The organism is Leptospira ilyithenensis, assembly GCF_004771005.1.
In the GTDB taxonomy this organism is placed as follows: Bacteria; Spirochaetota; Leptospiria; order Leptospirales; family Leptospiraceae; genus Leptospira_A; species Leptospira_A ilyithenensis.
Window position 1 is genome coordinate 389,447 of sequence record NZ_RQHV01000062.1, and the last position, 24,302, is coordinate 413,748.

The following is a 24,302-nucleotide window of genomic DNA, read 5'->3' on the forward strand; positions in this document are numbered from 1 at the left end:
GACAAAAATTGCTATACATTGGTATAAAAACCTTAGGATGATCAAAGTTAGATATATAGGCATTTTCCATTCATGGAAGAAACAGATTTAGGGAAAAGAAAAAGAGAAAACGTCTTAAAAATTGGATTCGCCACTTTGGACGAGATTGAAGACAAAGTGAAGGCATTTCGTGTCATGAATCAGAATGCTGTTAAAAAACGCTATCTCATCACAAGGGATCCAATCTCGGACAGTTCTGGCAAGGTTTTATTGCAAAAAGCCCAAGAGATTGATGTTTCCGCAGCCAAACTCCTTAGGCGTCATTTTAAAGGTGGCGACATGTTTAAGGTCTTTCAACCTGACGAAGGTTTGGTGATCATTTCCGATATGTCTACCATGGAAGGTGTTTCCTTTTCCATGGACATTGTGACTCAGATTATGAACTTAGGCGGTGGTGCTTACGAAGGATTCATTGACCGGGTGGATAGTTTTGAAGATTTCATCGTTCTTTTAAAAAAGAACCTTTTTCCTCGAATGATCATTGTTGGCTATCTTCCTAAAGAAAAAATTCAAAACGAAATCATCAATTTTGTAAGAGTAAAACGGCTGGACAATTATCTCCGCGCATTGGAGCTCACTCATACTGTTTTTAAACCTACCGCATATTTCCCTAAAATCAAACAAGTGAACATCTCCCAAGAAGATCCTAAATCGTGGGGAAGATTCGTCGTAGAGATTGTTCGAGAATACACAAGACCTTATTTCGTAGAGGAAGTTTAAACCGCGGAGCTTGCCCCGCTCCTGCCCGCGTAACCTCCGTGTTACGACGGGCGAGCTCCGACCATCCATGGTCTCGCCACCGCGAGCCAAGCTCCGCTTGCTTTTAAGAATAGAATATAGAAATATGATTTGTTTTTTGTGAACGCCTCGCATGTGTTCGATGGCGTTGGCTTCTGTTTTAAACATCGACCGGGCTTTTCGCTTCAATCAAACGGAAAACATTCCACGCTCGTTTTCGCGGAACCTCAACGAAAAAACTTCGGCCATCCCGGCCTTCGCCACCGCGAGATGCGCTTTCCTTGTTTAAGAATTGGTATATGTTCGTGATTTCCGCTGCGATCGTATATGCGAATAGATCCTGCAAAAAGGCGAACATTTTGAAACTTTTTTTTGGAAAAACGGGTTCGGAATGGCGGAGTCAGGGATTTTGTGTTAGGTGGTTTTTTGCAAGCCCACGATCCACACCCCCCAATCCCGATGAAGGGTGGGGGCTACTGATTCCGCAGAAAATTATGTCTCCTACATTGAATCTTCTATACTTCGTAGAACTGTAAATTCTCTTGCAACTCCTTTGGTAGAGCACCCGATGCATCCATATACTTTTTGTATTTGTTTTCCAACTCTTTGTGCTGGCGGTTGCGTACGTTTTTGAATCGGTTGTGCAATTCTAAAAAGGCAGGCTGTGCTGAGACTTTTTCCCGAATGGTTTTGTGGAAAGGTATGTGGCGGTAAAAAATAGCACGAACCACCCGGTTCAATCTTTGCACTCCTTCTGCTTCGTATTTGATCCACAGAGAGTAATCGTTTGCAAATTTATCCCGATCCGTTCTGAATCGTTTGAATTCCCCTGAAATTTTTTCTTTGAGTTCGGGTGATAGATCTTTGCTTTTTTTGTAAAATTGCACATAGTCCGTGTAATCCGCTGTGATGGATGGAATCCCTACGTTATTCCAATCAGGGCCAAGTATGTTTTTGCAAAGTTCCCAACGGAACGCGGCAATCGCTTCAAACAGGAATGTTTTCAAATCTCCCGTAACAAAATGTGGGATCGTAATTCTTCCTTTGGATTCTTTCGAGCCTGCACCGCGGAAAATCGAAAGATCTTGCCACATCATGATTTTTGGTCCGATGGAAGGAACTAATACCAGATCGGGAATGATCGATTTTTGAACGAACTCGTTTTTGATTCCGATGTCTTCATTCCTGTAAATGACTTCGCGGTTGAATGCGGTATAATCCACATTGAGTATGTCTTGCATTGCTTTTTGTACACTTTCTTTGGTAACAAAACATTTTTCCAAGGGAATCGTGATATGGTATTTGGTTAGAATCGGAAAGTGACTGGCAACACTACCGGATGTTAGACGGCAGTTCGGTTCATACATTGATGAGATTTCATAAGCAAGTCTTGCGTCCGGGGTATCGTAACTGGGCGGGATGTCTTTGTCGGATTTGATTCCTGAGTCTTTCAGATCCAACTTTAGCTTTTCAAAGAAAGTCTGACCCAATTCATCCACGGAGGTCGGAGATTCTTTTGAGTAGATTCTTTCCAGCCAATCCGTTCCCAAATGAACCGGAACATTGCCATTGTAACGTCCTTGATCCAATCTTTGCACAAGTTCGACCAAATGACCGTCCTCAAGCAAAGATTCGTCAAAGTAGCCATAACGTAACATAAGTTCAACGGCCTTGGGGGCTTTTTTGCCAGCAGCAAGCCATTTGGTAAAAGATTTTTTGTAAACCTCCCAATAGGTTTTTGTGATCGTACGTCGGATTTTTCTATTGTCCGGTTCGGGATCAAGAGGGTTTTTGAAAGACTTGAGTTTTACCATCAAAGTGGAAAATTCTTTCACGGACTCCGGATCTACTTGGGAAAAATTCAAAATCTGACTTGCAGAGTTGAGTAGTTCGTTCTTCAAACTTGCCAAGTCGATTCCTGCAGTGATCCCGCTGGCACTTGCCGCATCCTGATCTTTTTTTGCTCCCAGTTCGTGAGCGTATTTTTTATTCAGTTCCGATTGTTTCTGTTCCAGAATGTCAAGGCCGCCCGTTAAACCACTGTACTGTGATCCGAAAATTTGTTTGAATTCTTCCAGGTGGGTTTGACTTTTTTTAGAAACCCATTCCGTAATGGGCAATAAGGTAGTGGCGGAGATTGTGGAATAACCTGTAGAAAATAAATCCAAAGTAAGATTGAATTTTTCGATTAAAGACTGGTCCCCGTGAAAAAGAAAATTCAAACTGTCTTTCAATTCCCCTGCTTCCCGATTCAGTATGTCAAATAGCTCGCGATAGGTGGAAACGTAACTTTCCGCTGCACTTTGTAAAAGCGTAGGATCAGCTTCAAAAAGCGCTTGGGAGATCTTGGGATTGACCGCCAAAATTTTGCGGATGAAATGAAAAGAGGAATCGCTCCACTCCACAGTCTCTGGGTAATCTTTTTCAAAAAACTCTCCGTGACTTTCTTCTAAGAAAGAAGTGCTGGGTTCATCGGGCAAAATTCCACCATGTTCATAAAACCCCGCAAGGTTATTTCGAATGGTCCGTATAACAGGATCTATAATGTTATCGTCTCTTGTGATCGGTGCCCCCGGTTGGATGTCTGAAAAAATGGAAGGATTCAGGATATAATAAACAACTCCTAAATTATCCGCAGTCATTTGGATTTTGGAACTCAGTCCGCGTATTGCAAGTATCCTTTTGTAAAGCTCTCCGATCTCTTTGAGCATGGTTCGGACAGCCATCACACCTACTGAGACTTTTTGAATGAGAGTTTTTTTTGCATTCGGCTGGTTCATCACATAAGTGGAAATGACACAGGAAGTTTTTGCACGAATGGTATAAGGATAAGGCATCCCCTCTAACAGAGCAAAGATGCCCGGAGTGAGGTTGGTTCCTTCCAAGGTGTAGAGTGCCAGGCTTTCTTCCCCTAAAGTGGTTTCCACTCGAACGGAACCCTCGTGGAGAATGTTTAAGGACATTGATGGTTTTCCTGCAATGAAGAGAACTTCACCTGGATTGACTGGGATCTTTTGATTATTTTTAGTGGTATCTAGGGGCATGTTTAGCTTTTTGTAGGAACATTGCTGTTCCTACAAAACCTAAGAATCTTTGCTCAAATTGCAAAATACTTTTTAGAAAAATATTGAATGTTATCCTCTAAACTTACTCTTTCCGGTTCTCATTCCGTCTCCGTTCCGGGGGACAAGTCGATTTCCCATAGATCCGTTCTTTTCAGCTCACTTGCCCAAGGCAGGTCGGAAATCCACGGCTTTTTAGAAGGCGAAGACCCTCTCAATACCATGAAATGTTTTGGAAACCTCGGGGTTTCCTTTACAAATCTGGGAAAAGGAAGTTATTCCGTAGAGAGTCCGGGCAAAAAAGGTCTCACTTCTCCGAAAGGAGAATTGGATTTTGGAAATGCCGGAACCGGAATCCGACTTTCCGCAGGGTTACTTTGCGGATTGCCACAGATCCAAGCCATTGTGGGTGGGGATGCTTCTTTGCAAAAAAGACCGATGGCAAGGATCATCGATCCTCTTACCGCTATGGGAGGAGAGATCCGCTCTCTTTCCGGGGATGGGCGCGCACCTTTGAAAATCAAAGGAAAACAACTACAGGATTATAAATTCAAAAGCCCTATTGCTTCCGCACAAGTTAAGAGTGCGCTTATGCTCGCTGCATTGTCTTCTGAAATTGGATTGGATTATGAAGAAGATGAACTTTCCCGTGATCATACTGAAAATATGATTCGATTTTTGGGAGGGAGCATCAATCAGATTACGCCGCTTCGTTTTCAAATGAAACCTCCATACCGGTTCGAAGGGGGGAGCTTTAAAGTTCCGGGAGATATTTCCAGCGCATCATTTTATATCGTGCTCGGGTTATGTGCCAAAGGAGAACCAACTATTATTCGTAATGTGGGACTGAATCCTTCCCGGGTAGGTATCATTACAGTATTAAGAAAGATGGGCGGCAAAATCGAAATTGCCGATCCCAGAAAGGAATGCGGTGAAGATATCGGGGATCTGGTTGTTTATCCTTCCGTATTACGCAAAACGGAAATTTCCGCATCTCTCATTCCTTCCATCATTGACGAGATACCAATCCTTACGATCGCGGGACTTTTTTCGGAAGGAGGTTTCTCCATTCGAAATGCAAAGGAATTGCGGGCAAAAGAATCCGATCGTATTACTTCGGTGATTGTCAACTTGCAAAAATTAGGTGTTTCTGTGAGAGAATTTGAAGACGGATACGAGTTTGACGAAATCAGTTCTTTGACTTCCGCAAAAATAGAAACCTATATGGATCATAGAATTGCGATGAGTTTTGCCATCCTTGCCAAACTGTCCGGGCTTTCTTTCAGTTTCGATGATACCAGTTGGGTGGACACTTCTTTCCCCGGATTTTTTGAAATCTTAAAAACATTTTAGATTCCACCCGTTCGGCAAATGCGAAATAAAAACTCTCTATATTCAGTAGAGAGTTTCTTTCAAAATATGGACGCGTACGGTAATTTCAAAACTTCCTTGGTGAGTGCTTTTGATTCTATATCCTAGATTCAAATGATAATCATTCAGTAACATCAAAAGCCCGATCCCGGAAGTTTTGTCTTCCGTTTGTTTTGATTCCAGCGCATCAAAATACATTTGGTTTACATTTCCGGAAACTATCGTTTGCATTAACTTTTCAAAGTTTTGTTTTGTCCAAGAGCTAACTTTGTTTTTTACATCCACTCTAAGCGTGTTTCCCAAATCCTTGATTTCTATATAAATTTTACTGTTTTCTTTTTCGGAATATTTTGCCGCGTTTTCTATCAGTTCGTTCATGATTGTAGATGCTGAATTCGTATCTAAGGATTCGTCTTTACCCGAACCGGAATAAAATTGAGAAACGAAATTGGAAACAATCTCGCATCTTTTCCAATGAAATGTCATATCTTGCGCATAGACGGACAAGGAAAGGTGACTGTGGTATGGTAAGTTTTCTGCGGATAAGAATATATCTCCGTTTGATGATATAACGCTAGTTATTTTTTCTTTGCTGGGATTTTCCTCTGCAGCATTTTTCCCTGATAAACTGACAATCGACATTCTTATACCTCTTTTTTATAATTTAGTTTACCCTTGATTTCTTTCGTTGTCGTCTGGATGGATCTAATCTGACGATAAAGTGCAGACGGCTGGATCGAGTCGGACATATTGTGTTATTTTTAGAATATTTATGTGAAAGAATATGTTCGTTTTGCCGGTTAATGGTTGTTTGGATTTTTATATTTCTGCTGATAAATAAAATTATGGAGATAGATAATATGCGGGTTGGAGTTTTAGTCTAATCACCTGAATACACAATCTTTGGATCAATGGTGATGCGATGTCTCATTCACTCAGCGAATTTGGTGAATACTTGAATTTCTTTCTAATCTTTTCTTCCTTACTCGGCCTTCTCTACGCAATTGGAGAATTGTTCAGCTATCATCGGAGTAGGAAACAAGTGTTACTCGGGGTTATTTTTCTCGGCGCCAGTTATATCTTGTTCAATTTTTATCTTCTTTCTTCCCATCGGATCAAATCGTTTCCTTATTTGTACTTAACCGATTTACCCGTTGTGGCGGGTTTGGGGATTTTACTGGATGAATATTTCCTTATCGCTTTGGAGGGAAAGTTCCGATCTTTTCGCAGATTGTATTTTAAACTTATCCCGATCGTTCTGTTTTTCGTATTGATTTTAATATGGAATCTATTGCACGAAACGGACTTTATGAAAAATGCGGAGTCGACAACCTACAGTTTGGAAGATCGTCCGGTTTTACTTATAACTATCACAACTCTAACTTATGTTTGGTGTATGTTGAAAATTTTAACTAGAATTTCCAAACAAATCCGATGGTCCACTTTCAGAAAAAACACCACTCTGAAAATTGGTCTGGGTATTACGATATTTTGTTTGGCATTATCTTTGAATGCACTTCGGACCATTGCTTTCGGCGATCATGCGGCCTATCAATTTTCCGGAATCGCCATAGGATTTTTCTTTTGCTTTTTATATGTTCTCAGACAGTCTTCTCCCGATTTTTTCCTGGAAGTCAGAAAGATCGTTGAAGAGGAAAAGAAAGAGAGAATCTCGCAAATTTCAAAACTGGATCACAATTTGGTTCGCAAACAATTGGAAGATTTGTTTGAAAAGGAAAAGATATACAGAGAAGAAAAATTAAACTTAAGAGACCTATCAGAAAAACTGGATCTGACTTCCCATCAGCTGTCTGAATTTTTAAATACGGAAATCAAACTTAGCTTTTATCAATATACAAATTTGTTCAGAGTGAATGAAGCGAAAGAAAAAATAGAAAAAGAACCGGATCGTTCCTTGCTTGCCATTGCCTATGATGTCGGTTTCGGTTCCAAGTCCACATTCAATGAAGCTTTTAAAAAAGAAACAGGCAAGACTCCGAGAGAGTATAGAGAAAAAATTTTAAAAAAACATCCGATCCGATAAATCCGGTCTTGGATTTTATACTTTTTCGATCGAGCCAGACGATAGGAATTCTTCTTCGTGGTAGGATTGGATTCAATCGAGCGGTAAGTTCACTTCAAAAGAAAAACTTTTCACCCGATCAATTCGATTCAAAAGGATTCTACCATGAAAAAGAAAATTAGTTTGATCTTAGCATTTGCGCTCAGTGCACAAGCGGCATTTGCAGCTCCTTCCGGTGCAATGAGTGTTCGTGAACTTGCGCAATCGTTTGCAAAGAGCGGAATGACTTCCAAAGAAGCGAACGAATATCTTCAGGCACATATTACACCTGCTGAATTCGCCCGCCTCAAAAGAGAAATCAAAAACTCAGAGTTTGCAGGAACTTTGGATCAGGATATGGATCAGATTGTAGCATCCGTCCAATTGCAAAAGTCAACAGGTAGCTACTTGCATGGAAACAATTTTGTAATTATTACAAATGCAGTAGCATCCGTCGGAGTTGTAGCGGTTGTTGCTTTGGTGGTTCATGCAGGCGGTCTGAATACTCTTACTACAGGCGGATTGTACAACAGCATAGGATTGGGATTATAATCCTAGTTAAGCGGAGGCTTTCGTTTCTGAAATTTTTAAAGAAACGGGAGCCTTTCTTTTTAATACAAAACAATGTTACAAGCAGAGAGGGATTTTACAATGAAGAGGTATAAACTATTTTTGAACTCAAAGTCGAAATTTTATTTCATCATACTCGTTCTTTTATTTTTTTATACAATGCCATCCTATTCGGAAGAAAGGAAACAGAATCAGATCTTGGATTGGGACGAATCCGAAAAGGCATTTGTACATAAGAACATAACTCTGAATGATTTGGGACTTAGGTCCACTACCAATTATACGCTCGAACATTTTTCCATCCATTCCGGCATGGAGTCTTTGCCCGTTCCTTTGGAACAAGTAGAAGGAAATTTGAAACTTATGACTTTGGGATATCATCTTCAAAAAATAGAAAATAGGTTTCGATACATATCTAAAAAAGCATCTTTTAAAAAGGATATCACCGCATTCAATCCTCCCATTCGGATTCGGATCGATGCACCTTACGCGTATTCACCGACGGATTATTACGATAAAAAGATATCGCTGAAAAATACCGCGTTGACTATACCTCCGTCCGGTTCAAAAAGCGGCTGGAACAGCGAACTTTGGTTTGCACCCAAATGGTCTTTTCCGGTTATCGGCGGAACATTTGCAATAGATCGGATCATTGATACGGCGCTTTGCCCGGATGCAATCTATCATGAATACACGCATTTAATCACGGGACAGTATTTGGGAAACAATTCCATAGGCAAGTCCTTGAGTGAAGGGTTGTCCGATTATTATACTGCATCCATGTTGGATCATCCCGAATTATATACTTATAAGACATGTGAGGGTGTAAAACGTCAGCTTCTGGTGACTTCCTTTCGATTGGACAAAAGTTTCGGAAGTTACGATACCGGGATCGAATCCGAATTCAAAAAGGATTTGAGATTTATACCGTCTTTGTTATGGCAATACAGAAGTGTAGTCGGAAAGGACCTAGCGGACGTTACTATATTGCAGGCAGTATCCGGAACAGATGCTGCTCCCCGTTTTTTCCCCGAGTTTTTAGACGCACTTTCTTCCTCTCTTTTCCGAGAGGTAAAAAAAGCTCAAGGTGATGTTTTCGCGTTGGAATTGGTTCGAAAAGTAGAGACTTCCGTATTTCTTCCTCATGGAGTATTTACCAAACACAGCAAAAAAGAAACCGTATTCGGATTGTTACCGAAAACACCGAAGCTTCTTCCCAATTCAGACTCTAAAACAAAAGTTATGTGTTCAAATAGAAACGAGTTTGAGTTTCTTTGGAGTAATGTCAGTGTGGAAGATCCTAATTTGAGATTTTACTGGCATTGCAACCGGATGAAAATACCGATGGTGATAGATTTGGAACAAGCTGATCCGGGATTTTATTTGTTAAAAAACAATCTGTCTTATCTTTCCGGAAAATTGCGTTTTGCCAGCAAAAATCCGGGTCGACCCGATCCAAAATTATCGGAAGAAGATCAGATACAATATTTAAAACTATATGATTATGTAAAAAACAATTATCTTTTCTATAGAACAATGGATAAGGAAGTCAGGTTGTATTATGGAGAGAAAGGTAAATCGACTGACGGAATGTTTCGTTTGGAGTTTGCTTATCCGGGCATTCTGGGAGGAAATTTTATCTATCGCTTTCCTGAGACTTAGAACACACCTCGCCAAATGAACTGTCTGATAAATCATGACCAATAGACATTAAGATCGAAAGATACTTTCGGATGGAAATTTGTTTCCATGGCTTTTTGGTAGAATTTGGAAAGATTTTTCGAAAAGCCAAACAATTCTTCGTCGTATTTTCATAGCTCATCCTGCGGAAAAGCCGATGAGAGGTGTGTCTAATCGCTTTTTCAGGAGAACCTAACAATTATTATGGTAAACGCAGTTTCCCAAAGTTCCGAGTCCGCTTTAAAAAAAATTAAATCTCTAAGCATCAGATTGCAGATGATGCTTTTCATGTTTATCATACTCAACTTAGTCCTCATTCCTATTTTTTATATCGTTTATGATTCCGCAAAAACCCAGATTCTGAATATCGGAGAAGAGATGTTTACAAATATCGTAAAAGATTCCGTGGGACTCATTGATCTTTTGAACGAGGATGTGAAAGCGGGAAAGATCTCTCTTCCCGAGGCCCAAGAAAGAGCTAAAAATTACATACTTGGTCCCAAAGGTTCCGATGGCGTGAGGGATTTGTCCAAGGGGAAAATGTCGGCAAAACTGGATATGAGAGTTTGGGCTTCCCAACCGGACGGAATGTTTACCATGAACCCTTTCAATATAGAAGGTGTCAATCTTTGGGACTACCAGGTTGGCGGCAAATATACAGTGCGCGATACTTGGTCTAACAAAGAAAAGACGGGACGGATCGTTCGGGAGATGTGGCAGGAAGGTCAAGAGCCTATCTATTATTGGATTGCTTACCAGGCTTACTACGAACCTTGGAACTGGATTGTAGGATCGGGCGGTAGGGAAGAGATCATCTACGAAGAAAGATTGAAAATTCTACAAATCAAGTTCTTGTTAGCTGCAAGTATCGCACTTATATTCTCTTTAATTCTATCTTATTTCTTTGCAGGAATCATCTCCCGCAAAATCAATAAAATCAAATCGGTAGTCGAACGTGCAAGTGAAGGCGATCTCACTCAGAATGCGGATTTGAAATTCATGGATGAGTTCGGACTGCTTGCCGCCGATTTCAATATCATGACCCGGAGTTTGAGAGAGATGATTAAAAAAGTATCATTCTCATCCGAGCAAGTTTCCGATTCTGCAAAAAATCTTTATTCCAGCGCGGAACATTCTTCTTCCGTAGCCACTTCCATTTCCCAATCCGTTCAAGAGGTTTCTACCAATGCGGAAAATCAGTTGAATGCATTTTCGGAAAACAAAAATGCAATGGATGAAAACGCACAGGCAATAGCAAAAATTGCAGAAGCGACATCGGTTGTTTCTTCTCTTGCAAACAATGTTTTGGAAAGAGTTCAGGAGGGAAGGGAAGTTGTCGGTCAGACCATCAAACAGATGCAAGTTGTCAATTCATCTGTAAGCGGTATCTCTTCCAGTATTCATACTTTGGGCGAAAACTCCAAAGAAATCGGCCAGATTGTGGATACGATCAATCAAATCGCCAGTCAAACAAACTTACTTGCGTTAAATGCTGCTATTGAAGCGGCGCGCGCCGGAGATAATGGAAAAGGTTTTGCGGTCGTTGCGGATGAAGTTCGTAAACTTGCGGAAAGATCCGAGAATGCCACAAAACAAATCACAGTCCTCATCGGAGAGATTCAAAAAAACACTTTGAGTTCCGTCAATATGATGGAGAAGGGGAACAAAGAAGTGGATGTGGGAGTGCAGATGGTCAATGAAGTGGGAGAAACTTTCCAATTGATTTTGTCTTCCATTGAAAAAGTTACCGATGAAGTACAAAATGTATCTGCAACTACGGAAGAAATTTCCGCAAGCACCGAAGAGTTGAACGCATCCACAGAACAATTGGCGCATATGACGAGCAGCATTTCCGAGAACACCCAGGGGATTGCGGGCTTTTCCCAAAAACAAATGGAATCATCCGATGAAGTCATTACTGCCGCAAATCGTTTGAGCAAACTCGCCCTGGAATTAAATAAGGAAATCGGAAAGTTTAGAATTTAGATCTGACCCCAGGTTTCCCTCCAATTTGATTCTGGACTGGAGGAAGACGTGTTGATAAGTATTCCTTATGATTGATTCTGTCATCGCAATTGATGGACCTGCAGGCTCAGGTAAAAGTACGATTGCCCGGTTGCTTGCAAAAAAAATAGGGTTTTTGTATTTGGACTCGGGCGCTTTTTATAGAGGATTAACGCTTGCTATATGGGAAAAGTTTTCCAAAGAAGATGGAGATCCCGAAGAGTTTTCTTTTTTCACAGAGAAATTAGCGGATGCTAGCTTACTCGGAAAGGAGAAGGAAGAATTCGGATTTGTTTTGTCGGAGGTACCACTTTCCTGCGAACTTTCCGATTCGGGAGAAAATCAGATTTTTCTAGGCAGGAGGGATATTTCCGAAGAGATTCGGACTCCTGAAATCACCCGCCTGATCCGCTACATTGCCAGCCAACGCATATTTCGCGATTTTGTGAACGAAAGAATCCGGGATTTTGCCAAAAAACACAAGCTGGTGATGGACGGAAGAGACATAGGAACGGAAGTTTTCCCGAATGCCAAATTCAAGTTTTTCCTGACGGCTTCCTCCGAGGTTCGTGCGAAAAGAAGGTTTTTGGAGCTGGAAAAGAAGGGAATTCAAGTGAATTTCGAACATCTCAAAGAAGAAATCGAATCTCGGGATCATTCGGATGAAAGTAGGGCTGTAGCCCCCCTCCTACAGGCTCAGGACGCATTCCGTATTGACACGAGCGGGCTTGAAACAGAAGCTGTCTTAAATACTATCCTGTCCAAGCTTTCTCTGCCTGGACAAATTTAAGTTTTGTATCCCGGTAAGTACCATTGAATTCAACCAACCCTTCTTCCCCCAAAAACGAGACCACTTTCGGAGAACTCCTTGAAAAGTGGGAATCACAGTCGCAATCGCAAGAACAAGAAAGCAATGCAGGCAGTAAAGGACTGCTCATTGAAGGCACCGTCGTAGACGTAATCGGAGACACAGTCTTCTTAGACATCGGTGAAAAATTAGAAGCACGTGTTCCACGTGAAGATTTTTCGGAAGCCCCCAAACGAGGCGAACGAGTCAGTGCCATTGTAAAAAAGCGAGTCGATGGATATTCAATTCTCTCGAAAAAGGAAGCAGACCAAAGAGTTGGTTGGGAAACGATCAAGGATGCAAGCGTAAACGGTTACCCTTTATCCGGTAAAATCGTAAGCGAAGTTAAAAACAAAGGATACCTGGTTGAAAGCGAAGGCATTCAACTTTTTTTACCTGCCTCTCACGTAGGAGTTCGCTTCAAAGAAGCCACCGAAGGTGGAAAAGAATTCCAAGTCAAAATCATAGAACTCAATGAAAAAACAAAAACAGGTGTTGTTTCCCGCAAAACACTGTTAGATGAGATCAACGGCGAAAAATGGGGAGAGTTACTTGAAAAAGTAAAAGTAGGCGACAAAGTACAAGGTAAGGTTGTAAAAATTGCAAACTTCGGAGTATTTCTGTCTGTTTACGAAGTAGTAGGTCTTCTTCGCCAAAACGATATTTCTTATAAAAAATTCGCTCCTTTCAAACAATACTTCCAGATCGGCGCGGAAGTGGAAGTGATTGTTCTCGAAGTAGACAAAGAGAACAACAAACTTTCGTTAGGCATCAAACAACTGTATGAAGATCCTTGGATCTGGGCTAAGAAAGAACTGGAAAAAGGTATGGTTGTTCGCGGAATCGTGACTTCCATGACCAACTTCGGCGCTTTCGTAGAACTCAAAGAAGGTTTGGAAGGACTCATTCACACTACCGAACTTTCTTGGGCGAAAAAACCGCCTCATCCGAAAGATGTATTGAAAAAAGGCCAGGAAGTAGATTCTGAAATCTTAGACATTGATTTTGAAGCCCGCAGACTTTCTCTCGGACTCAAACAATTATTGCCGAACCCTTGGGAAGCTCTGTCTTCCAATGTGCGTGCAGGCAATGTTCTTGAAGGTAAAGTCACTGGAATCACCAAATACGGTGCCTTTGTCGAAGTAGAAAACGGAATCGAAGGACTCATTCATATCTCCGACATCACTTGGGATGAAAAGGAAAAAAACCCTCTTTCTCTTTTGAAAAAAGGCCAATCCATCCAATTCAAAATCCTGGATGTGAATTTGGACGCACAAAGAATCAGCTGTGGTCTCAAACAATTATTAGAACATCCTTACGAAGCACTTCGCAAAAAATACCCACCGGGTACTCTTGTAGAAGGCAGAGTGAAATCCATCGTTAGTTTCGGTGTGTTCGTGGAAGTAGAACCCGGTTTCGAAGGACTAGTTCATATTTCGGAAATCCCTGACGGTAGAAATATCAAATTGGAAGAACTATACAAAGTAGGCGAACAAGTTCGCACTGTTGTAGTTAAGATCGAGCCGAACAACAAGAAGATTTCCCTTTCCATCAAAGACTTTGATAAAGCGGTAGAAAGAGAAGAGATGGCGAAATATATGAAAGAGGACAACACTCCTTCCAGAGAGTCGATCGGATCTTTCATGAATTTAAATAACAACCGTTAGTTCGTATGGATAAGTTTGTAAAGAAGAACCTCATCGACAAAAAACGGGAAGAAGAAGTGCGGACTCATAAAGATGAGTTCGCAGACTTCGAAGGGACAAAGTCCGAACTTTATTTTTTAAAGTTTTCTCATTTTTTTGTCAGAAACAGAAGGAATGTTTTTTTAGGAATCGGTGCCGTTGTCATCGTACTTGCGGCAGTGATCGGATACTTCGAGTATGCGGATCATAGATTCCAGAAAGAAACGATTCTTCTTGAGGATCTTCAAAACAAAGCCAAAAAGGCAAATCTCAGTCCTGAAAAACAAATTGCCAATCTGGAAGTCTTTCTAAAAGAACAAAGCACGGGCAAAATGGAACTTAGAGTTTGGAAGGATCTTTCCCGACTTTATGCAGAGAAAGGTGACTTTGCAAAAGCTGCAGAATACATCGAACTTGCCGGCAAAAAGATAGATACTCCGAAAGAAATCAAAGCGTATTACTTTTATATTGCGGGCAATTACAGAGACCAGGTATCCGATTCCAAAAAAGCATTAGAAAATTATAAAATTGCATCCACCCTCCTTGAAACGAGCAGAGAGATCAATCAGTTCAAAGCGTGGGCATTTTATCATACGGCAAGACTGCAATTTCAAAATGGAGACAAGACGGGTGCCAAGATCAACTTGGAAAAAGTTTTGAAAATCGACGGAACTGCCGCTGATTCATTGGAAGACGTAAAGCTTCTCGCAAGTTATCTACTTTTAAAAATCGGGAAATCTTAAGTGCTCACCCTCGCTCTTCCTAAGGGGAGGCTTGCAGAGGAAAGCGCCCGGATACTCAAAGACAAAGGGTGGTTGGATTCTCTTCCACCCTCTGATTCCAAAGAACTCACCTTCGTATCCAAAGACAAAAGACTCCGCCTTCTTTTTGTTCGCTCCCAGGATGTATGCACTTATGTGGAAGAATGTTCTGCAGATGCAGGGATTGTCGGATGGGACATAATCAAAGAAGGAAAATACGATCTGATCTCACCTGTGGATCTAAAGATAGGAGAGTGCAGACTTTCTTTGGCGAGTTTCCCTGATTTTGATCTTTATGCCAAACGATCTAAAGTGCGTGTTGCAACCAAATACCCCGAATTGACTAAAGAATACTTCTTTTCAAAAGGAATTTCCTGCGAAGTGATCAAACTGTATGGTTCCATTGAGCTTGCACCGATTGTAGGTCTCTCCGATTGTATTGTGGACTTGGTTTCTACCGGGGGAACTCTCAAAGCAAATGGTCTGAAAGAAATCGAATCCATCTTATTTAGCACGGCAAGGCTAGTTTGCAACCGGTCTTCCTTTTATGCCAAACAGGATGAACTGCGATCGCTAATTGAGAGCCTAGAAAATTAAATATCTTGTTTTCGGTACCATTTTAGAAACCATAGTAAAAACTTAGTAATAAATCCATCGAGGATAGTCATGGCAGTCCCAAAGCGACGCAAATCGAAATCAAAAGTTAGAACCAAACGAGCACATCACGCCATTGGCAAACCTAACTTGAACCCTTGTACCAATTGTGGTTCTTATATTCTTTCTCACCGTGTGTGCCCTTACTGTGGTTTCTACAAAGGCGCGCTCGTTCTCGCTCCGAAAGTAAAAAAGACTACTGAAGATAACTAAAAGTTATGTGGGTCGCCGTAGACGCGATGAGCGGGGATTACGGTCCGGAATGTATTGTTGAAGGCGCAGTTCTCGCAGTGCGGGAACTAGGCCTCTCTGTATCTTTAGTCGGAGATGAACAAGAGTTATTAGATCTTCTCTTGAAATTTGATTATGATACGGAAAAAATCCGTGTCGTTCATTCTACGGAAATCATAGGAATGAATGATTCTCCTTCCATTGCAGTTCGCGCAATGGAAGATTCCTCCGTTGTAAAAGCAGTCAGACTTGTAGCTGAAAAAGAATGTGTCGGAGTATTTTCACCGGGTAACACCGGTGCTACGATGGCCGCAGCACTTCTCCATATGGGCCGCCTGCCAGGTGTTCTGCGACCTCCTATTGCTGCACCCATTCCCAGAGAAGTGGGTCCCCCACTGTTGCTTCTGGATGCTGGTGCCAATGTGGACTGCAAACCCGAGTATCTTGCCCAATTCGCAGTTATGGGAGAAATTTATTCCCGCGAAGTTTTCGGAATCCAAAATCCCAAGGTTGGAATTTTATCCAACGGGGAAGAGGACAAAAAAGGAAACGCAGTAACTGTTAAAACTTTTGAAATCTTAAAAAAAATACCATTCAATTTTATAGGAAATGTGGAAGGACGCGATCTTTACGGTAGCGGAAGGGATGTGGACGTAGTCGTCTGTGATGGTTATACTGGAAATATCGTTTTGAAAGCGACGGAAGGACTTGCCAAATCCATTTTTAATGTTTTAAAAAATTCCATCCGTCAGTCCAGCTTTGCGCAAACAGGTGCGTTGCTTCTCAAATCCACATTCACTGCGGTAAAAAAAAGACTCGATTATGCAGAATACGGCGGCGCTCTTCTCTTGGGAGTGGAAGGAATTTGTATGATCGGACACGGATCTTCCAGCGCCCTTGCCGTAAAAAATGCGATTAGAGTGATCACCGAGTGCGCCAAACAGAAAGTAAACGAAAGAATCGCCGCAAGAATATTGGAGTTTCGCACTGTAATGGGCGATTCTATTTGATCAAAGGATTTATTTTTTAATAGAACAGTATAAATGATTAGTTAGGAGAATGAGATGATTAATTTAACCGGAAAAACTGCAATTGTAACTGGTGGTGCGAGAGGGATTGGAAAAGGGACTTGTCTCAAACTTGCATCTCTTGGCGCTAACATTGTAGTTGCTGACATGAACCCAGAAACGACAAAAGCAACAGCTGAAGAGTTGAAATCAAAGGGATACAAAGCGATCGCAGTGATTGGAAACGTATCTGTTGAAGAAGATGCGCAAAATCTGATTGCAGCTGCTCATAAAGAATTCGGTTCCGTAGACATCCTGGTAAACAACGCCGGTATCACTCGTGATACTCTTCTTATGAGAATGAAAAAAGAACAGTGGGATGCTGTCATTGCTGTTAACCTAACAGGTACTTATCTTTGCACTCAAGCCGCAATCAAAATCATGATGAAACAGGAAAACGGCGGATCTATCATCAACCTTTCTTCCATTTCCGGAGAAAACGGTAACATCGGGCAAACAAATTATTCCGCTTCCAAAGCAGGCGTAATCGGTTTTACGAAAGCCGTAGCACTGGAGATGGCTTCCCGAAAAATCAGATGCAATGCGATCGCTCCGGGATTTATCGCAACTGAAATGACGGAAGCGATTCCTGAAAACATCAAAGCCGGAATGGTTGCTGCGATTCCATTGAAACGTGCTGGTCTTCCTGAAGACATCGCCAACGGGATTGCATTCCTTGCTTCGGATGCTTCTTCCTTCATCACAGGCCACGTATTAGACATCAATGGTGGCGGATTTTTACCAGGCGGCGGTCACTAAGCGCTCGGCGCTGCTCGCTCTTTTTCGCGGAACATCCTGTTCCGACGAAAAAGCTTCGGCCGTCCTGGCCTACGCGACCGCGAGAAGCGCCTCGCTTGCTTTTAAGAATTGTTTTTTATAAAGCATTTTCTCAAAACAAGCGAGTAGTACTCTCGCTACTTCGATATGAGTTTCTCGCCTCCGCGAGCCAAGTTTCACTCGTTATTTCATTCAAACTTTTTTGTGGCACCAAGTGTAACGTTTAGGAAAGTAGATTCCGTGTTATAACTATATCCCAAACGATAAGTCCAGATTTCGTTTAACTTGTGTTCAAGTCCCGGTTGAACACCTCCCTTATCTCTGAAATTCAAATGTGCATCAGCGGAAGAAATATTTCCAAGAGGAGTAGGGAGCCAAGGATCTTCCAGAGTTTGGTTCGCCTTTCGAAGGTAGGATCCGTAATTGGAATAAACAAAGTCGATTGCAAACTGATTGGAATTGTTTTCTCTGATTTGCCTGGAGTCTCCCAATGGAGAAGCTAAATTCAAACCATGCCACATAATCAATGTTATCCGTTATTGGTGTTTTAAATGCAATAGAGGAACGGCGGCACAAAAAAAGCCCTCACTTGTTCAAGATGAGGGCCAGAACATACATGAAAATCAAACTTGGAGAAATGAATGATTAATATTTGTAAGCTTTATCCTCTTGGATAAACTTTTTTGTGGTTGTTGCCGTCGGATCTATTTCCGCTGCTTGTGTGCGGGTAATATCTGCTGCGGTTCCGTTGTACCAAAGGATGCGTGATACCGTATCAGAATCCGTTCTCCATTTGAAACTGGAAGTTACCTTATTGAATTCGGAAGAAGGGTGAGTCGCCGCAACGGAAGTCCACTCCACAAGAGACCCGTCATAGAAAGCGGTAGGATAACCCAATACATTCAGTGCGGCAAATCCGTTTACTTGCGCTTCAAAGTTGGTTCGACATTGGGAAATTACCGTTTTTCCTGCTATATAACCCTTGTTTGTAAATATTGTTTTTAAACTGTCTTTAGAAACAAATTTGAATCCGGTTGTGGAATCACCAAGTAAATCTACCCAAGGGAAATCAACGGCTCCTTTGATTCCGCCTTCAAATAATACGAATTTTTGGGCGGGGTTTGCCGCAGCATTAGGTGCTCCTGAAAATCCCCAGGAAGTTGTAATGAAATAAGCACCGGGGGTTCCGATCGTAGTCACCGTCCCATTGAACTGAGCGGAAGGACGCGCATCTATAAGAAACTGTGTGCTTGTAATTCCCGAGAGACTTGCTTTCAAATCGGATTTTGCAATTTCATAAATATCTTCCAGTCCGAGAGTAAGAGCGGTATTGTCTACACGAAGTTGTTTTACCGAAAATCCGCTGTTGTTATTCGGAATCGTAGAACGTGTGCTAGATAGAAGACTCGCGTTATTGAAATTTTTGTAAAGGTTACCGTTTAAGATGGCGAGATGTTTGATGTCTGCACCCCAATAACGCAACCAATACACTCCGCGAGCAATGTCTTGTACTCCACTGGCATAGGTTCCTTTGTTGGCAGCGGTATCGTAAGCTACTTGTGTTCCACCGGTCGCACTTCCGCTGATCAGAGTGGTTGTTGTCCCGACTGCAAATACTACTAAATCTTTACTCAGGTCGATTCCAAATGCTTTCAGCCATTCATCCACATAGGTTCCGTTTGCTTGGTAACGAACTGAATTTTTAATTAGCCCGGAATCTCTGGTTTGGTTGAAACGAAAGTTGGAAGTTCCTCCTGTTTGGTAGTCATCCAAATGATAGACATAGACGCCTTTTGCGGCATCTGCTTTTATATAAGAACCTTTTGTGCCGGGCTCATAACGATCTGCAGCATCAGTTTGTAGAATGATCAATTTTCCTGAAATATGGGAAGGTTTGTTTGCAGTCCAGTCACTCACCCAAGTTTCCAATTTTGATGCTTCGATCAGTCCGTATTCGTTTTTGGTATAATCCGCATTCGATTCGTTTACCAGATCACTTACCGAGTTGACTTTAATTCCATTGCTTAGATACAAAACTGCTGCAAGCAAAGCTGTATTGTCCTCATCCTTTTCCTTACAGGCAAACCCCAAAAAGGCAAAAGCCAAGAGTAGGCTCGTTAATATCGATATTTTTTTCATGATTTTGACTCCTGATGATTTAAAATCACCTTTTTTTTCTATATTTCGGATAGAGTGATTACATTAATATATAAAATTCATGATAACAGATTATTAATCTACTATTACGGATCACGGTATTGGAAAATAGTCTAATTGGCTAATCAGCGAAGGAAATGGATGAAGGAATTGGTCTTGAAATCTTCAATTTATAAGGGTTTTAGGATCTTTTTGGCTTAGCACAATAAAACGAAACATATAATATTAGTTAAACGATGGCAATTTTATGGCTCTTGCAACAATTAGAAAATAATCTATTTAGACTTGCCAAAAATTCCGACAATTCCATTTTAAAAAAACGCTGGGCACTTCCGTGTGTGCTGGCGAAAACAATTAAACATTTTGTCCCAGTAGTTGGGGCATAAGCCTGGAGGAACACATGGCAGATTTCGAAAAAATTAAGTCAATCATCGTTGAACAACTTGGTGTTGATGAGTCAGAAGTAAATATCGATGCTCATTTCATCAATGATCTCGGTGCGGACTCTCTTGATACAGTTGAATTAGTTATGGCTCTTGAAGAAGAGTTTGGTGTGGAAATTTCTGACGAAATCGCAGAAAAAATCCAAACAGTTGGCGATGTAATCAAACACATCGATTCACTTAAACAGTAATTCCCAATTTTAAAACCGGGTTTCCTCTCAAAAGGGGAACCCGGATTTTTCCCGCCTTTGCACCATTCCCACTCTTATCACGATTCTAAAAATTGGCAAAATCCGGCCAGACTTGGAGAACTGAACTCTATTCAGTCTCTTACAGATACAAAGTTCAAAGATCTTAAAATCCTTCACCAAGCATTTGTTCATAGATCCTTTGCCAATGAACTGGATAGGGATCATCTGGACAATGAACGATTGGAATTTTTAGGCGATTCCATCCTGGGATTACTTGCGGCGGATTATCTTTATCGTTCTCTTCCCAAAGGAAAGGAAGGAAAGCTCGCAAAATTAAAAAGTAAAATCGTATCTGCTCCGGCCATCGCAGCCATTGCCCGTAAATATAAATTCAATCAATTTCTGTTGCTTGGAAAAGGTGAAAAGGAAAAAGGAGAATTCAATACCAATCTCCAAGCGGATTGTTTCGAAGCATTCCTCGGCGCTCTTTATTTGGACCAAGGTTTGGAGGAATGCAGGCGATTTTTGGAACCTAACTTCAAGAATATGGAACAATTGTTGGATGAAGTGGAAGAAACGAAAGATTTCAAAACTATTTTACAGGAACATTGCCAGAAAAAGTGGAAGAAAATTCCGATCTATGAAGTAATGAAAGAAGAAGGCCCTGATCACGAAAAATTGTTTTTGATTGCAGTCTCTTTGGATCATGTATTCCAAACGGAAGGCAGAGGAAAAAACAAACGTTCTGCAGAACAAAATGCAGCAAAGCTGGCTTTATCTAAATTGGGTTTATTATGATTGATTTTTTGTTTAAAAAGAAAGGATTGCGAGTTCGGGTCGCTGCCCTCATCCAAGATAAAAAAGGGAAGGTGCTACTCATCCAACAGACAAAAAAAGGACAGGGGTATTGGCTGCTCCCCGGCGGTGGAATTGAGTTTGGAGAATCTGCCGAAGAAGCGCTGCAAAGAGAATTGAAAGAAGAGTTGGAATTGGATGTGATTTCCTCGGCATTTTTATTATTGAACGAATCCATTGATCCCAAAAAACAAAGGCACCTGATCCAATTGGTATTTCAAGTGAAGGTAAAGGATCAAGTTCCCAAAATCAATCCTCAAGAAAAAGCCATCTCCGGGTTCGGGTATTTCACATTTGAAGAATTGCAAAGGCTGGATCTTCGACCCGATATCAAAGAATATTTCAAAGGTAAAAAAAGATCCCTTTCTACGTATGTACCGAGCAAATGGGTAGCTGAGTCATGATATTGCAATCAAGAACAGTGGAAGGCACAGGTTTCCAATACCCGGTGGAACTTCATGAAGATCTCGCGGGATTTCGTGAAAAATTGGAAGCTCTGAAGAAAGTTTCCCGCTTCATCATCATCACAAATAGAGACATTGCAGGCATTTACGAAAAATATCTGATCAAGGAAATTCGATCGATCAAAGTTCCTTATCATATTATCTATGTTAAGGCGGGCGAAAAAAATAAACATATCGACCGATTGAAGAAAGTTTTTCATGAAATGGTGAAACAGGATACGGATAGAAAAGCGGTCATCATTGCTTTCGGCGGAGGGGTGATCGGAGACTTTGCCGGGTTTGTCGCCGCTACTTATCAGCGTGGAATTCGATTTATTCAAGTTCCCACCACTTTGCTAGCTTGTGTGGATTCTTCCGTGGGTGGAAAAGTCGCAGTCAATCTTGACTTAGGCAAGAATATGGTTGGAGCATTTCATCAACCGGAATTTGTTTTTGCTCCTTTGTTTACATTATCCACTTTACCTTCCAGAGAATGGAGTTGCGGAATTGCGGAGATCGTCAAACACGCGTTTCTTTCCGGAGGAGATTTTTTAGAGAAAATTTCCCGAATGCAAAGATCCGATTTTTCTCCCGAATCGGAAATACTCCGTTATTCGATTGATGAATCCGTCCGGTTTAAGGCGAAAATCGTTTCTCAGGATGAAAGAGAAGCGGGAGTCCGCGCGATTTTGAATTTAGGCCATACTACAGGGCATGCGATCGAGTCTTTGACCAAGTATTCCAAATACTCTCACGGAGAGGCAGTTGCCATGGGACTTGTGACGGCGCTTTTACTCTCGGAACGCGTAATTGGTTTCCCTCGTGAAAAACTGCAAAAAGCGATTCACATTATGAAATCTCTCGGGCTTCCCCGCAGCATCAAAGAAAACCCCTCCAAAATCATAGAACATATGGAACATGACAAAAAGAGAGACGGTGATACTTTAAATTTCGTATTATTGGAAGACTTCGGCAAATACAAGTTTGGTGTTCCTATAGAAAGAGATTTGGTTTTGGAAATTCTTAAATTTCAAAAAGGTTGGGATGAACTTGGGTGAAAACATAAAAGAATTTTATCTCGAACTGAACCCTTTCCGTTTGGTTCTGGATACGCATAGAGGATTTTCCGCAACCATAATCCTCTTCGCTTATATGTTGCTATTTGCAATATTGATATATAAGATTACGATGATTGTTTTGGAAAGGATTCGCCCTGCAAAAGATCCGGGACATGAATACAACCGGAGAAAAGTTTTACGCACCGGTTATCTCGGGTTTTTTATAATCATCTATCTCCCTATTATTTTTTCCAGTCTTCAATTGTTACCAACTGTTCTTGGTTTGGCGGGAGCCGGTATCGTTATTTCCCTAAAAGAAGTTTGGCTCAATATGGTCGGTTGGTTTATGATCATGGGAGGAAACGGTTTTAAAGTGGGTGATCGGATTGAGATTGATAATGTCAAAGGAGATGTAGTCAACATCGGTTTTTTAAAATTCAGCCTGCTTGAAATTTCGGGAGATCCGAAGGCAGAGCAGTCAACTAACAGACTCATTCATTTTCCCAATTTTAATATTGTTTTACATCGATTTTTTTTGGTATCGGATGCTATGGATTTTGTTTGGGATGAATTTAAAATTTCCCTCACCGTGGATTCGGATTGGGAGAAAGCCGAAAAGATCTGCAATCATATTTTACATGAAGAACTGGTCCTTGCACCGGAACTGGTAGATGAAAAAATAAGAGAACTATCAAAAAACTATCTTGTGAGACTGGGAAAATCCACTCCCATAGTGTATACTTCTTTGGAACCGGAAGGCTATATACTATTGTCGCTTCGTTATTTGACCCCCATTCGATCCAAGCGACTCAACCGAATTCTAATTTCAAAAGAAATACTGAGACAATTTAAGAATGAAACTGAAATCTATTTTATCCAACCTAAAAGATAATACATTTGTATCTTACCTTTTCCAACTCGTATTCATTATGGGCCTTAGTTTTGTTTTGTCCCCTTGCAAAGGAAAAGGGGAAAGACCGAAAGAAATACCCGAGTCCGCCAGATACAATCGCAAAGCGAATGTGTATACTGCGGTAGTAGACGGAAAGGAAATGGGTTGGTTCGAGACTGGAGCCCTTGTTTCCAAAACCGAAGTCAATGAGTTCGGAATTGCAAATGGAAAGTCGGAAAGATACGAATATCAAACGGGAACTGTCATTGCCACCGGAGAATACAAACTTATGGAGCGAACGGGAGTTTGGCGATGGAGCTTCTCCGACGGACTTCCGTATTATGAAATGAATTTTACACCAGGGGCTCGCAAAAAACAATTTTGGATGTCCGTTTTGGAATGGGGAAATGAAAACGGACCGTATGTCCGTTACTTTAAGAACGGGAGAGTCAGCGAACGGGGATTTTACGACGGCGGAAACCGCGCAGGTGATTGGGTGAAATATTATCCTGATACTAAGATAGAATCCAAAGGTTCCTATCTGGCGGATAAAAAAGTGAGCGAGTGGTTTTATTATTATCCGGACGGAAAAAAGGAAGCTTACGAGCGTTTTACAGAAGAAGGGGAGCTGGAATACAGAGCTACTTATTATCCGAACGGAAACGTTTGGTGCGAAACCAAAAGAACGAACGATTCCGTTTGTATCTGAATATTA

Annotated in this window: 23 protein-coding genes; 19 read left to right on the forward strand and 4 right to left on the reverse strand. The window is 41.3% G+C overall.

What is annotated here, in order from left to right; genetic code table 11:
- Nucleotides 1-72: 72 nt before the first annotated feature.
- Entirely contained in the window at nucleotides 73-759 is a 687-nt protein-coding gene (locus tag EHS11_RS18535; protein ID WP_135765842.1) for a hypothetical protein, read from the forward strand.
- Nucleotides 760-1,292: 533 nt separating this feature from the next.
- Here the strand turns inward: EHS11_RS18535 and EHS11_RS18540 are convergent.
- The gene (locus EHS11_RS18540; RefSeq protein ID WP_135765843.1) at nucleotides 1,293-3,821 is read right to left on the reverse strand and encodes a cyclic nucleotide-binding domain-containing protein; all 2,529 of its coding nucleotides are present in this window, start codon (nucleotides 3,819-3,821) and stop codon (nucleotides 1,293-1,295) included.
- An 87-nt stretch (nucleotides 3,822-3,908) separates the two neighbouring features.
- Between EHS11_RS18540 and aroA the strand changes: the two genes are divergently transcribed.
- Complete coding sequence (aroA, locus tag EHS11_RS18545; RefSeq protein WP_135765844.1) at nucleotides 3,909-5,192, forward strand: 3-phosphoshikimate 1-carboxyvinyltransferase; 1,284 nt, start codon at nucleotides 3,909-3,911, stop codon at nucleotides 5,190-5,192.
- 42 nt (nucleotides 5,193-5,234) lie between these two features.
- Here the strand turns inward: aroA and EHS11_RS18550 are convergent, their stop codons facing one another.
- The gene (locus EHS11_RS18550) at nucleotides 5,235-5,852 is read right to left on the reverse strand and encodes a slr1658 superfamily regulator (RefSeq protein WP_135765845.1); all 618 of its coding nucleotides are present in this window, start codon (nucleotides 5,850-5,852) and stop codon (nucleotides 5,235-5,237) included.
- 280 nt (nucleotides 5,853-6,132) lie between these two features.
- On the opposite strand from EHS11_RS18550, the gene EHS11_RS18555 reads away from it, so the two are divergent.
- The 11 genes from EHS11_RS18555 (at nucleotide 6,133) to fabG (ending at nucleotide 17,530) form a co-directional block, all read left to right on the forward strand.
- Nucleotides 6,133-7,254, forward strand: coding sequence for an AraC family transcriptional regulator (locus EHS11_RS18555; RefSeq protein ID WP_135765846.1), 1,122 nt, complete (start codon nucleotides 6,133-6,135; stop codon nucleotides 7,252-7,254).
- Nucleotides 7,255-7,398: 144 nt separating this feature from the next.
- Complete coding sequence (locus EHS11_RS18560) at nucleotides 7,399-7,824, forward strand: hypothetical protein (RefSeq protein WP_135765847.1); 426 nt, start codon at nucleotides 7,399-7,401, stop codon at nucleotides 7,822-7,824.
- A gap of 99 nt (nucleotides 7,825-7,923) precedes the next feature.
- Nucleotides 7,924-9,504 carry a gluzincin family metallopeptidase gene (locus tag EHS11_RS18565; RefSeq protein ID WP_135765848.1) on the forward strand — a complete coding sequence of 527 codons (1,581 nt, stop codon included), beginning with the start codon at nucleotides 7,924-7,926 and terminating at the stop codon, nucleotides 9,502-9,504.
- A 222-nt stretch (nucleotides 9,505-9,726) separates the two neighbouring features.
- Nucleotides 9,727-11,508, forward strand: coding sequence for a methyl-accepting chemotaxis protein (locus EHS11_RS18570; protein ID WP_246048052.1), 1,782 nt, complete (start codon nucleotides 9,727-9,729; stop codon nucleotides 11,506-11,508).
- Nucleotides 11,509-11,575: 67 nt separating this feature from the next.
- Entirely contained in the window at nucleotides 11,576-12,316 is a 741-nt protein-coding gene (gene cmk / locus EHS11_RS18575; RefSeq protein ID WP_135765849.1) for a (d)CMP kinase, read from the forward strand.
- Nucleotides 12,317-12,339: 23 nt separating this feature from the next.
- On the forward strand, nucleotides 12,340-14,040 hold the full coding sequence (locus EHS11_RS18580) for a 30S ribosomal protein S1 (RefSeq protein WP_135765850.1): 1,701 nt from the start codon (nucleotides 12,340-12,342) through the stop codon (nucleotides 14,038-14,040).
- A gap of 5 nt (nucleotides 14,041-14,045) precedes the next feature.
- Nucleotides 14,046-14,801, forward strand: coding sequence for a tetratricopeptide repeat protein (locus EHS11_RS18585; RefSeq protein ID WP_135765851.1), 756 nt, complete (start codon nucleotides 14,046-14,048; stop codon nucleotides 14,799-14,801).
- Complete coding sequence (gene hisG / locus EHS11_RS18590) at nucleotides 14,802-15,416, forward strand: ATP phosphoribosyltransferase (RefSeq protein ID WP_135765852.1); 615 nt, start codon at nucleotides 14,802-14,804, stop codon at nucleotides 15,414-15,416. It begins immediately after the preceding gene.
- A gap of 69 nt (nucleotides 15,417-15,485) precedes the next feature.
- Nucleotides 15,486-15,686, forward strand: a complete 201-nt coding sequence (gene rpmF / locus EHS11_RS18595; RefSeq protein WP_109020667.1) for a 50S ribosomal protein L32 — start codon at nucleotides 15,486-15,488, stop codon at nucleotides 15,684-15,686.
- Nucleotides 15,687-15,691: 5 nt separating this feature from the next.
- Complete coding sequence (plsX, locus tag EHS11_RS18600; protein ID WP_135765853.1) at nucleotides 15,692-16,714, forward strand: phosphate acyltransferase PlsX; 1,023 nt, start codon at nucleotides 15,692-15,694, stop codon at nucleotides 16,712-16,714.
- A gap of 54 nt (nucleotides 16,715-16,768) precedes the next feature.
- Nucleotides 16,769-17,530, forward strand: coding sequence for a 3-oxoacyl-ACP reductase FabG (gene fabG / locus EHS11_RS18605; RefSeq protein ID WP_135765854.1), 762 nt, complete (start codon nucleotides 16,769-16,771; stop codon nucleotides 17,528-17,530).
- A gap of 206 nt (nucleotides 17,531-17,736) precedes the next feature.
- Here fabG and EHS11_RS20495 read toward each other — a convergent pair whose 3' ends face one another.
- Nucleotides 17,737-18,069 carry a hypothetical protein gene (locus EHS11_RS20495; protein ID WP_425460599.1) on the reverse strand — a complete coding sequence of 111 codons (333 nt, stop codon included), beginning with the start codon at nucleotides 18,067-18,069 and terminating at the stop codon, nucleotides 17,737-17,739.
- 124 nt (nucleotides 18,070-18,193) lie between these two features.
- Nucleotides 18,194-19,687 carry a sulfurtransferase gene (locus EHS11_RS18615; protein WP_135765855.1) on the reverse strand — a complete coding sequence of 498 codons (1,494 nt, stop codon included), beginning with the start codon at nucleotides 19,685-19,687 and terminating at the stop codon, nucleotides 18,194-18,196.
- Between the two features lie 418 nt (nucleotides 19,688-20,105).
- Here EHS11_RS18615 and acpP point away from each other — a divergent pair, with 418 nt between their 5' ends.
- Genes acpP through EHS11_RS18645 form a run of 6 tightly spaced genes read left to right on the forward strand, consistent with a single transcriptional unit; the run spans nucleotide 20,106 to nucleotide 24,296 of the window.
- Entirely contained in the window at nucleotides 20,106-20,339 is a 234-nt protein-coding gene (acpP, locus tag EHS11_RS18620; protein WP_135765856.1) for an acyl carrier protein, read from the forward strand.
- Between the two features lie 57 nt (nucleotides 20,340-20,396).
- Nucleotides 20,397-21,137, forward strand: coding sequence for a ribonuclease III (gene rnc / locus EHS11_RS18625; protein ID WP_246048054.1), 741 nt, complete (start codon nucleotides 20,397-20,399; stop codon nucleotides 21,135-21,137).
- A complete protein-coding gene (locus EHS11_RS18630; protein WP_210413724.1) occupies nucleotides 21,137-21,598 on the forward strand; it encodes an NUDIX domain-containing protein in 462 nt (153 codons plus the stop codon). Before rnc ends, EHS11_RS18630 begins: the two co-directional genes overlap by 1 nt.
- Nucleotides 21,595-22,695, forward strand: a complete 1,101-nt coding sequence (gene aroB / locus EHS11_RS18635) for a 3-dehydroquinate synthase (protein ID WP_135765858.1) — start codon at nucleotides 21,595-21,597, stop codon at nucleotides 22,693-22,695. The genes EHS11_RS18630 and aroB overlap by 4 nt, the downstream gene beginning before the upstream one ends.
- Nucleotides 22,688-23,587: a mechanosensitive ion channel family protein gene (locus EHS11_RS18640; RefSeq protein WP_425460600.1), complete on the forward strand. Its 900-nt coding sequence runs from the start codon at nucleotides 22,688-22,690 to the stop codon at nucleotides 23,585-23,587. Before aroB ends, EHS11_RS18640 begins: the two co-directional genes overlap by 8 nt.
- Nucleotides 23,550-24,296 carry a toxin-antitoxin system YwqK family antitoxin gene (locus EHS11_RS18645; RefSeq protein ID WP_246048055.1) on the forward strand — a complete coding sequence of 249 codons (747 nt, stop codon included), beginning with the start codon at nucleotides 23,550-23,552 and terminating at the stop codon, nucleotides 24,294-24,296. The genes EHS11_RS18640 and EHS11_RS18645 overlap by 38 nt, the downstream gene beginning before the upstream one ends.
- Nucleotides 24,297-24,302 lie beyond the last annotated feature (6 nt).

Coding starts and splice junctions, on each gene's coding strand:
- EHS11_RS18535 (WP_135765842.1), top strand. CDS start 73: ATGGAAGAAACAGATTTAGGGAAAAGAAAAAGAGAAAACGTCTTAAAA.
- EHS11_RS18540 (WP_135765843.1), bottom strand. CDS start 3,821: ATGCCCCTAGATACCACTAAAAATAATCAAAAGATCCCAGTCAATCCA.
- aroA (WP_135765844.1), top strand. CDS start 3,909: ATGTTATCCTCTAAACTTACTCTTTCCGGTTCTCATTCCGTCTCCGTT.
- EHS11_RS18550 (WP_135765845.1), bottom strand. CDS start 5,852: ATGTCGATTGTCAGTTTATCAGGGAAAAATGCTGCAGAGGAAAATCCC.
- EHS11_RS18555 (WP_135765846.1), top strand. CDS start 6,133: ATGTCTCATTCACTCAGCGAATTTGGTGAATACTTGAATTTCTTTCTA.
- EHS11_RS18560 (WP_135765847.1), top strand. CDS start 7,399: ATGAAAAAGAAAATTAGTTTGATCTTAGCATTTGCGCTCAGTGCACAA.
- EHS11_RS18565 (WP_135765848.1), top strand. CDS start 7,924: ATGAAGAGGTATAAACTATTTTTGAACTCAAAGTCGAAATTTTATTTC.
- EHS11_RS18570 (WP_246048052.1), top strand. CDS start 9,727: ATGGTAAACGCAGTTTCCCAAAGTTCCGAGTCCGCTTTAAAAAAAATT.
- cmk (WP_135765849.1), top strand. CDS start 11,576: ATGATTGATTCTGTCATCGCAATTGATGGACCTGCAGGCTCAGGTAAA.
- EHS11_RS18585 (WP_135765851.1), top strand. CDS start 14,046: ATGGATAAGTTTGTAAAGAAGAACCTCATCGACAAAAAACGGGAAGAA.
- rpmF (WP_109020667.1), top strand. CDS start 15,486: ATGGCAGTCCCAAAGCGACGCAAATCGAAATCAAAAGTTAGAACCAAA.
- plsX (WP_135765853.1), top strand. CDS start 15,692: ATGTGGGTCGCCGTAGACGCGATGAGCGGGGATTACGGTCCGGAATGT.
- fabG (WP_135765854.1), top strand. CDS start 16,769: ATGATTAATTTAACCGGAAAAACTGCAATTGTAACTGGTGGTGCGAGA.
- EHS11_RS20495 (WP_425460599.1), bottom strand. CDS start 18,069: ATGTGGCATGGTTTGAATTTAGCTTCTCCATTGGGAGACTCCAGGCAA.
- EHS11_RS18615 (WP_135765855.1), bottom strand. CDS start 19,687: ATGAAAAAAATATCGATATTAACGAGCCTACTCTTGGCTTTTGCCTTT.
- acpP (WP_135765856.1), top strand. CDS start 20,106: ATGGCAGATTTCGAAAAAATTAAGTCAATCATCGTTGAACAACTTGGT.
- aroB (WP_135765858.1), top strand. CDS start 21,595: ATGATATTGCAATCAAGAACAGTGGAAGGCACAGGTTTCCAATACCCG.
- EHS11_RS18645 (WP_246048055.1), top strand. CDS start 23,550: ATGAAACTGAAATCTATTTTATCCAACCTAAAAGATAATACATTTGTA.